Raw genomic sequence first — 9717 nt, forward strand, 5'->3', positions numbered from 1 at the left:
CGGGAGGCGACCGGGTCGACGGCCACCACCGGGTCGCAGCCCACGGCCACCGCGGCCATCAGAGCGCTCAGCCCGACCCCGCCCGCGCCCAGGACGACCAGTGAGGAGCCCGGTTCGGGGCGCAGCCGGTTGAGCACGGTGCCCGCGCCCGTCTGGCCGCCGCAGCCCAGCGGCGCGGCGACCGCGGCCGGCAGGTCGGAGGACACCTTGACCACGCCGCGTTCGTGGACGACGGCGTGCGTGGCGAAGCTGGACTGTCCGAAGAAGCCGGCGTGCAGCGGTGCGCCGTCGAGGGAGAGCGGAGTGGTGCCGTCGTCGCGTCCACCGGAGAAGTTCCGGGCCCGCGAGGCGTGGCAGTAGGCCGGATGGCCCGCCGCGCACTGCTCACAGGTGCCGCAACTGGCGAAGGTGAGGCAGACGTGGTCCCCCGGTACGACGCCGGTCACCTCCGCGCCCACCGCTTCGACCCGGCCGGTGCCCTCGTGGCCGAAGACCATCGGGGTGAGGTGCCGGGGCCAGGTGTCCCGCATCCCCAGGTCGGTGTGGCAGATGCCGGCCGCGGTCATCCGCACCAGCACCTCGTGCGGCCGCGGGTCCTCGAGGTCCGCGTCCCGGACGGTGAACGGGGCGCCCGGTGTCTCGGTGACCGCGGCGCGGACACGCCTCACGAGCCCTCTTCGGCACGGGAGGCCTCGTGCGGGGCGTCCGGGGCGCGATGGAGGAAGAAGTAGTAGAAGGGGCCTTCGGCGGGGACGCCCTTGGCGTTCATGATCCCCATCAGCGTGGTGTCGTCCACCCGCTTGAAGTGGTCGAGGACCGGCCGGCCGTCGTAGACCATGGTGGCGGTCGACTCGCCGCGGAACTCGACGGTCCACAGGCTGGCCTCGCCCATGCCGAGCTCGCGGTCGGAGTACAGCTCGCCCTTCTCGTTCCGGCAGACCAGCGGCTTGGCGTCGTGGACGGCGGCGAACGTCTTGCCGTACCAGCCGGCCTTCGCCAGCGTGCCGTTGAGGGGGTGGCCGGTGTCGAACTCGCCGCCCTTCCACTCACCGAGGATCTCCTCGGGCCGGACGGTCGCCAACACCGCCCATATCGCGTCGAGTTCGGCGGGGTCGACCGGGCCGTCCTGCTCCCGGAGCTCCTGGAACCGGGCGCGGGCCTCGAGCACGTCCATGGGGGCTGTCCTCTCGTCGGTGCGGGAACCGTGGGGGTGAACGTCGGGATGTGGCCGGTGGGACCCTACGGCGGTGCCGTGCCGTGCCGTGTCACCGGGAGGCGCGCGGAGCCGGGCCCCGGGAGGCCTGGGGCCGCGCGGGGGAGAAGTGCCGGGGGAGTGCGAGGGCGAGGTCGCCGGTGACCGCGCCGGGGTGGCCCACGGTGCCGAGGCTCAGCAGCACGTGGCGTTCGGCGACCTCCTCCGCGGTCAGCGGACCGTCCTCGCGGAACCAGTTGGCGACCCCCTGGCACATGATGAGCACCGCACGCACCGCGTCGGCCGGGACCGGCGTGGTGAACACGCCTTGGGCGCGGCCCGCCTCGACCGTGTCCAGCAGCATGTGCTGGAGATAGTCGCGCAGGGCGACGTAGCGGGCCCGGTTCTGCGGCTCCAGGCTGCGGATCTCGGTGTCCAGGAAGGCCAGTTGCTGACGGTGGGCCATGTAGAGCACGATCGACTCGACCATGCCGCAGAACCGTGCCAGCGGATCGTCCCCGGCCTCCCCGGCCGCGGTCCGGCAGCGGTCCAGGACGTCCTTGATGGAGGTCTCGAGGAGCGTGGCCAGCAGCGCCTGCTTGTTCTCGTAGTGGTAGTACAGCGCGGGCACGGTGACGCCGACCCGGCCGGCGATGTCCCGGACCGAAGTTCCGTGGTAGCCGTGCTCGTTGAAGGCCTCCATGGCGTGGACCAGGATCGGGTGCAGGTCGAGCGGCCCGTAGGAGCGCCAGTGCTCCGTCGAGGGCGTGGTGTCCTGGCTCGGCTCGGTGCTCAACGACTCTCCTCAAGACGGGCGGCGATCGGCGACATCGTACGGCCGTGAGTCCGCGTCATCTCCTTCCGGCAGCTTAGCGATCGATCAGGAGAACGGGGAGACCGGCGTCCGGCTCGATGTCACTTCCCCGGTGCGATGCCGTAAAAACTCCCACCGGTCAGGTAGTTGACCGACCGTGTGCGCTCTCCTACGTTCTTAGCGAACGCTCAGTAAGGTCCCGGTCGAGCGGCGGCGAGCCCACCGCGCACCGAGAGAGGAACCCATGAGCCCTCACCCTCCCGACCCACCCGGCCGCCGCACGGCGGGCCCGCTGGACGGCGTGCGCGTGGTCGAACTGGCGGGGATCGGCCCCGGCCCGTTCGCCGCGATGCTCCTCGCCGACCTGGGCGCCGACGTGGTGCGCGTGGACCGCCCCGGCCCCTCGCCGCTCGGCGGCGATCCCGCCCGTGACGTGACCAACCGCAACAAGCGCTCCGTCCTGGTCGACCTCAAGTCACCCCAAGGTCCGCGAACGGTAAGGGCGTTGGCGGCGCGCGCCGAGATCCTGGTGGAGGGGTGCCGGCCCGGTGTCGCGGAGCGGCTCGGGGTCGGCCCCGAGGAGTGCATGGCCGGCAACCCCGCGCTGGTGTACGGCCGGATGACCGGCTGGGGCCAGCGAGGCCCCCTGTCCGCCCTGGCCGGACACGACATCGGCTACATCGCCACCGCCGGCGCCCTGTCCATGATCGGCACGCCGGACGGACCACCCGTCGTCCCCGTCAACCTGCTCGGCGACTACGCGGGCGGCTCCCTCTACCTGACCACCGGCGTCCTCGCCGCGCTGCTCACCGCCCGCGCCACCGGCCGCGGCCAGGTGGTGGACGCCGCGATCGTGGACGGCACCGCACACCTCACGGCCATGTTCTGGGGCATGCTCGCCGAGGGCACCTGGCAGGACGCCCGCGGCCGCAACCTGCTCGACGGCGGCTGCCCCCACTACGGCGTCTACGAGACCGCCGACGGCGGCTGGATGGCGGTCGGCGCCCTGGAACCGCAGTTCTACACGGTGTTCGTCTCCCTGCTCGGCCTGGACGGCGAAGACCTGCCGGACCGCGCCGACCCGCGCAACTGGCCCGAGCTGCGCACCGTGTTCACCGCCCGGTTCAAGACCGCCACCCGCGCGCAGTGGACGGCCGTCTTCGAGGACACCGACGCCTGCGTCGCGCCCGTGCTCTCGCTGCACGAGGCGGCCGGCCACCGGCACCTGACCGGACGGGGCACCTACACGCAGGCGTACGGCATCACCCAGCCCGCTCCCGCCCCCCGCTTCTCCGCCACCCCCGGCACCCTCCGCCTCCCCCCGGCCGCCCCCGGCGCGCACACCTCCGACGTGGCCCGCGACTGGGACGTGCCCGAACTGACCGAGGACCACCGCTGATGGAACTCTCCTCACCCCTGACGTACGCCGGCGACCCGCGCGCCGCCGCGGACCGGGCCGCCGCCCTGGAGTCCGCGGGACTCGACGCCGTCTGGGTGGCCGAGGCCTACGGCTTCGACTCCCCGACGGTCATGGGATACCTCGCCGCGAAGACCGAGCGGATGCGGATCGGCTCGGCGATCCTCAACGTCTACTCCCGCAGCCCCGCGCTGATCGCCCAGACCGCGGCCGGACTCGACGCCCTCACCGGCGGACGCGCCCTCCTCGGCGTCGGCGCCTCCGGACCCCAGGTCGTCGAGGGCTGGCACGGCCGCCGCTACGACCGCCCGCTGGGCCGCACCCGCGAGGTGGTCGAGCTGTCCCGGCGGATCTGGCGGCGCGAGGTGATCGAGCACCACGGCATCACCGACCTGCCCCTGCCGGCCGAGAAGGGCGGCACCCTCGGCAAACCGCTGAAACTGCTGAACCACCCGGTCCGCGACACCGTCCCCGTGTACGTCGCCGCGCTCGGCCCGGCCAACGTCCGCATGACCGCCGAACTCGCCGACGGCTGGCTGCCGTTCCTCTACGTCCCCGAACACGCCGCCGAGGTCTGGGGCGGGCCGCTCGCCGAGGGCACCGCACGGCGCGACCCCGCGCTCGGCCCGCTCTCGGTCGTGGCGGGCGGCCTGCTGGCCATCGGCGACGACGCCGAGGCCGTCCGTGACCTGATGCGCCCCACCGTCGCCCTCTACGTCGGAGGCATGGGCGCACCCGGCCGCAACTTCTACCACGACCTGGTCTGCTCCTACGGCTACGAGTCGGCCGCCGCCACGATCCGGGAGCACTACCTCGCGGGCCGCAGGAAGGACGCGGAGGCCGCCGTACCGGCCGAACTGCTGGAGCTCCTCTGCCTGGCCGGCCCCGAGGGCTACGTCCGCGACCGCGTCGAGGTGTTCCGCGAGGCGGGCGTCACCATGCTCGACGTCACCCCCGTCGGTCCCGATCCCGCCCGGCTGATCGAACACGTGAGGAGTTGGCTGTGACCCTGGAACGCGATCTGTACGGCCCCGACCACGAGGCCTTCCGCGAGACCGTCCGCACCTTCCTCGCCAAGGAGGTGGCCCCGCACCACGAACGCTGGGAGAAGGACGGCGTCGTCGACCGCGAGGTGTGGCGCTCGGCGGGCCGCCGGGGCCTGCTGGGCATGGCCGTCGGCGAGGAGTACGGCGGCGGCGGGACCGACGACTTCCGCTACAGCGCCGTCCTCATCGAGGAGTTCGCCCGCGCGGGTGCCTCCGGGCTCGCCCTGAGCCTGCACAACGACATCGTCGGCCCCTATCTGACCCGGCTCGCCACCGAGGAGCAGAAACGCCGCTGGCTGCCCGGATTCGTCTCCGGTGACCTCGTCACCGCCATCGCCATGACGGAACCGGGCGCCGGATCCGACCTCCAGGGCATCCGCACCACCGCCACCGACCGGGGCGACCACTACCTGCTCAACGGCGCGAAGACCTTCATCTCCAACGGCATCCTCGCCGACCTCGTCGTCGTGGTGGCCCGCACCACCCCCGAGGGCGGCAGCGGCGGGCAGAGCCTGCTCGTCGTCGAGCGCGGCACGGAGGGCTTCGAACGGGGCCGCAACCTCGACAAGATCGGCCAGAAGGCCCAGGACACCGCCGAGTTGTTCTTCCACGACGTACGCGTCCCCAAGGAGAACCTGCTGGGCCAGGAGAACCGGGCCTTCACCCACCTCATGGACAACCTCGCCCAGGAACGGCTGGCCATCGCGGTCGGCGCCGCCGCGGCGGCCGAGGAGACCCTGGACGTCACCACGCGGTACGTGAAGGAACGCGAGGCGTTCGGAAGGCCGCTGGCCACACTGCAGCACATCCGCTTCGAGATCGCCGAGATGGCCACCGAGACCGCGGTCACCCGCACCTTCCTCGACCGCTGCGTCACCGAACACAGCCGGGGCGGACTCGACGCCGTACACGCCTCGATGGCCAAGTGGTGGGCCACCGAACTGCAGAAGCGGGTCGCCGACCGCTGTCTGCAACTCCACGGCGGATACGGCTACATGACCGAGTACCGGGTCGCCAGGGCGTTCGTCGACGGCCGCGTCCAGACCATCTACGGCGGCACCACCGAGATCATGAAGGAGATCATCGGCCGCTCCCTGCTCGCCTGAGCACCGGCCGACCTCCCCCGACCACACCCCTGTCGCGTTCGCGGCCTCCTTCAGACCCGACCCGGAAGGCACCCAAGGTGAGCACCGAAGCGTACGTGTACGACGCGATCCGCACCCCGCGCGGTCGCGGCAAGGCAGGCGGTGCCCTGCACGGCACCAAGCCGATCGACCTGGTCGTCGGCCTGATCCACGAGACCCTCCGCCGCTTCCCGGACCTCGACCCGGCGGCGATCGACGACATCGTGCTCGGCGTGGTCAGCCCCCTGGGCGACCAGGGCGCGGACATCGCCCGCACCGCCGCCGTCCTCGCGGGGCTGCCGGAGACGGTGGCGGGCGTGCAGGAGAACCGCTTCTGCGCGTCCGGTCTCGAAGCCGTCAACATGGCTGCGGCAAAGGTCCGTTCGGGCTGGGAGGACCTGGTCCTGGCGGGCGGCGTGGAGTCCATGTCACGGGTCCCGATGGGCAGTGACGGCGGCGCCTGGGCACTGGACCCGCGTACCAACCACGACACCGGCTTCGTCCCGCAGGGCATCGGCGCCGACCTGATCGCCACCCTGGAGGGCTTCTCCCGGCACGACGTGGACTCCTACGCCGCGCTCTCCCAGGAGCGGGCCGCCGCGGCCTGGAAGGAAGGGCGCTTCGACCGCTCCGTCGTCCCCGTGCGGGACCGGAGCGGGCGGCCGGTCCTCGACCGGGACGAGCACCTGCGGCCCGGCACGACGGCCGAATCGCTGGGCAGGCTGAAGCCGTCCTTCGCCGACATCGGCGAACTGGCCGGCTTCGACGCGGTGGCGCTGCAGAAGTACCACTGGGTCGAGAAGATCGACCACGTCCACCACGCGGGCAACTCCTCCGGCATCGTCGACGGCGCCGCCCTGGTCGCCATCGGCAGCGAGGAGGCCGGCGGGCGTCACGGCCTGACCCCGCGGGCCCGGATCGTCTCCGCCGCGGTCTCCGGGGCCGACCCCACCATCATGTTGACCGGGCCCGCGCCCGCCTCTCGCAAAGCACTCGCCAAAGCGGGCCTGACCGTCGACGACATCGACCTGATCGAGATCAACGAGGCGTTCGCCGCGGTCGTCCTGCGCTACGTCAAGGACATGGGCCTGTCCCTGGACAAGGTCAACGTCAACGGCGGCGCCATCGCGCTGGGCCACCCCCTCGGCGCCACCGGCGCGATGATCCTCGGCACCCTCGTCGACGAACTCGAGCGCCAGGACAAGCGCTACGGCCTCGCCACGCTGTGCGTGGGCGGCGGCATGGGCATCGCCACCGTCGTCGAACGCGTCTGAGCCCCAGCGACCCACCAGCTCATTCACGGAGACTTCCTCATGACCGAGAGCACCACCATCCGCTGGGAAGAGTCCGACGACCACGTCGTCACCCTCGTCCTCGACGACCCGGACCAGTCCGCCAACACCATGAACGCCGCGTTCATCGACTCGCTGGACGCCGTCGCGGCGCGGCTGGCGGAACGCCGCGACACCGTCCGGGGCGTCATCGTCACCTCCGCCAAGAAGAGCTTCTTCGCCGGCGGCGACCTGCGCGACCTGATCTCCGTCACTCCCGAGACCGCGGAGGCGTCCTACGAGGCCGGGATGCGCGTCAAGCGCTCGCTGCGCGTCCTGGAGACACTGGGCAAGCCCGTCGTCGCCGCGATCAACGGCGCCGCGCTGGGCGGCGGTTACGAGATCGCCCTGGCCTGTCACCACCGCGTGGTGCTGGACAGCCCGGCCGTCCGCGTCGGGCTTCCCGAAGTCACCCTGGGGCTGCTGCCCGGCGGCGGGGGAGTGACCCGCACGGTCCGTATGTTCGGTGTGGCGGACGCCTTGCGGAAGGTCCTCCTGGAGGGCACCCGGTACGGACCGGCGCGCGCCCTGGAGGCCGGCCTGGTCGACGAGGTCGCCGCCGACCAGGAGGAACTCCTGTCCAGGGCACGGGCGTTCGTCGACGCCCACCCCGAGTCCGCGCAGCGCTGGGACGCCCCCGGCCACCGCATCCCCGGCGGCACCCCCGCGACCCCGGAGTTCGCCGCCCAGCTCCCCGCCCTCCCGGCGATGCTGAGGAAGAAGACGGGCGGCGCCCCCTGTCCGGCCCCGCGCAACATCCTTGCGGCGGCCGTGGAGAGCTCCCAGGTCGACGTGGACACGGCCTTCGTGGTGGAAGCCGGGTACCTGACGGAGCTGGTCACCGGGCAGATCACCAAGAACATGATCCAGGCGTACTTCTTCGACCTGGGGGCCGTGAACTCCGGCGCCGGCCGTCCCCGGGGCGTCGAGCCGCGCAGGGTGACCAAGGTGGCCGTGCTCGGTGCGGGCATGATGGGCGCGGGCATCGCCCACTCCTGCGCGCTGGCGGGGATCGACGTCGTGCTGAAGGACGTGTCGGCACAGGCGGCGGCCAAGGGCAAGGGCCACTCGGAGAAGCTGTGCGCCAAGGCCGTGTCGCGCGGCGGCACCACGCGGGAGGAGGCCGACGCACTGCTGGCCCGCATCACCCCGACCGCCGACGTCCGGGACCTGGCCGGCTGCGACGCGGTGATCGAGGCGGTCTTCGAGGACACCGGCCTCAAGCACAAGGTGTTCCAGGAGATACAGGAGGTCGTCGCCCCGGACGCGCTGCTGTGCTCCAACACCTCCACCCTGCCCATCACCGTCCTCGCCAAGGGGGTGCAGCGGCCGCGGGACTTCGTCGGCCTGCACTTCTTCTCGCCGGTCGACAGGATGCCGCTGGTGGAGATCGTCAAGGGCGAGAAGACGGGTGACGAGGCGCTGGCGCGCGCCTTCGACCTGGTGCGGCAGATCCGCAAGACGCCGATCCTGGTCAACGACTCGCGCGGCTTCTTCACCTCCCGGGTCATCGGCCGCTTCATCGACGAGGGCGTCGCCATGGTCGGCGAGGGCATCGAGCCCGCCTCCGTCGAGCAGGCCGCCGCCCAGGCCGGCTATCCGGCCAAGGTCCTCGGCCTGATGGACGAACTCACCCTCACCCTCCCGCGCAGGATCCGCGAGGAGACCCGCCGCGCGGCCGAGACGTCGGGCCGCCGCTGGGAGCCGCACCCCGCGGACACGGTGGTGGACCGCATGATCGACGAGTTCGGCCGCCCCGGACGGTCCGGCGGCGCGGGCTTCTACGACTACGCCGACGGCAGGCGCGCCGGGCTCTGGCCGGGGCTGCGCGAACACTTCACGGACCCCGCGAAGCAGCCCGCCGACCTGACCGAGATGATGGAGCGGATGCTCTTCGTCGAGGCGCTGGACTCGGTGCGCTGCCTGGAGGAGGGCGTGCTGGTCTCGGTGGCGGACGCCAACGTCGGCTCGCTGCTCGGCATCGGCTTCCCGCCGTGGACGGGCGGCGTGCTGCAGTACATCAACGGCTACGAGGGCGGGTTGCCGGGCTTCACGGCCCGCGCGCGTGAGCTGGCCGCGAAGCACGGCGAGCGCTTCGCCCCGCCCGGACTGCTGCTGCGCAAGGCCGAACGGGGCGAGACCTTCACCGACTCCTGATCCGCTCCGGGGGTCCGTGGCGTCCCGCGTCCCCTGAGCACCGCCCGGTTCCGTGGACAGGGTCGTCGGTCTCCACCCCCTCGGCTCCACCAGGCACGCCGGCAGGGGCTCCCCGCCCCGGTCTCCCAGACGTTCCCTTCCGACCCGCAAGGAGGCCCCGATGACATCAGCACCCCGCACCACCGGCGACCTGCCCGACGACCCGGCCGGCCGGACCCTGCCGCAGCTGCTGGCCCGAAACGCACGCGCGTACCCGCGACTGCCCGGTCTCTCCTGGCAGTCGGCGGACCCGGACGGCGACGGCGACTGGACGACGCTCGGCTGGGCGGAGATCCACGAGCACACCAGGAGCCTCGCCGCCGGCTACCGGGCCCTCGGCGTCGGCTGCGGCGACCACGTGCTGCTGATGATGTCCAACCGGCCCGAACACTGGCTGTCGGACCTGGCGCTGGTCCGCCTCGGCGCGGTCCCGGTCAGTGTCTACGGCACCGCGGCCCCCGAGCAGATCATCCACATCGCCCGCAACTGCCGGGCCCGCCTCGCCGTCGTCGAGGGGGCGGCGCAGGTCGCCGTGTGGGAGCCGTTGCTGGCCGACGCCGGCACCCCGCTGGAGCGGCTGGTGGTGGCCGAGGCGGG

General features: G+C 72.5%; 9 protein-coding genes. 6 read left to right on the forward strand and 3 right to left on the reverse strand.

The features are described 5' to 3' along the window. The 3 genes from B7767_RS22470 to B7767_RS22480 all read right to left on the reverse strand — a co-directional run. On the reverse strand, nt 1-668 hold a 668-nt coding region (locus tag B7767_RS22470), incomplete at its 3' end, for an alcohol dehydrogenase catalytic domain-containing protein (RefSeq protein WP_179167241.1). Continuing rightward, nucleotides 665-1174 (reverse strand): DUF4334 domain-containing protein, encoded by a 510-nt coding sequence (locus B7767_RS22475; protein WP_085573780.1) that lies wholly within the window; start codon nt 1172-1174, stop codon nt 665-667. The genes B7767_RS22475 and B7767_RS22470, both read right to left, overlap by 4 nt. Nucleotides 1175-1265: 91 nt before the next feature. Beyond that, nucleotides 1266-1988, reverse strand: coding sequence for a TetR/AcrR family transcriptional regulator (locus B7767_RS22480; RefSeq protein ID WP_085573781.1), 723 nt, complete (start codon nt 1986-1988; stop codon nt 1266-1268). 262 nt (nt 1989-2250) lie between these two features. On the opposite strand from B7767_RS22480, the gene B7767_RS22485 reads away from it, so the two are divergent. The 6 genes from B7767_RS22485 to B7767_RS22510 all read left to right on the forward strand — a co-directional run. After that, complete coding sequence (locus B7767_RS22485; protein WP_085573782.1) at nt 2251-3405, forward strand: CaiB/BaiF CoA-transferase family protein; 1155 nt, start codon at nt 2251-2253, stop codon at nt 3403-3405. After that, a complete protein-coding gene (locus tag B7767_RS22490) occupies nt 3405-4430 on the forward strand; it encodes an LLM class F420-dependent oxidoreductase (RefSeq protein ID WP_085573783.1) in 1026 nt (341 codons plus the stop codon). The genes B7767_RS22485 and B7767_RS22490 overlap by 1 nt, the downstream gene beginning before the upstream one ends. After that, a complete protein-coding gene (locus B7767_RS22495) occupies nt 4427-5575 on the forward strand; it encodes an acyl-CoA dehydrogenase family protein (protein ID WP_107486256.1) in 1149 nt (382 codons plus the stop codon). Before B7767_RS22490 ends, B7767_RS22495 begins: the two co-directional genes overlap by 4 nt. A gap of 77 nt (nt 5576-5652) precedes the next feature. Then, a complete protein-coding gene (locus B7767_RS22500) occupies nt 5653-6867 on the forward strand; it encodes an acetyl-CoA C-acetyltransferase (RefSeq protein ID WP_085573784.1) in 1215 nt (404 codons plus the stop codon). A gap of 39 nt (nt 6868-6906) precedes the next feature. Then, a complete protein-coding gene (locus B7767_RS22505; protein ID WP_085573785.1) occupies nt 6907-9081 on the forward strand; it encodes a 3-hydroxyacyl-CoA dehydrogenase NAD-binding domain-containing protein in 2175 nt (724 codons plus the stop codon). Between the two features lie 160 nt (nt 9082-9241). After that, on the forward strand, nt 9242-9717 hold a 476-nt coding region (locus B7767_RS22510; protein ID WP_143652586.1), incomplete at its 3' end, for an AMP-binding protein.

Origin of the sequence: Streptomyces sp. 13-12-16, from assembly GCF_002114215.1 — a bacterium.
Classification (GTDB): Bacteria; Actinomycetota; Actinomycetes; order Streptomycetales; family Streptomycetaceae; genus Streptomyces.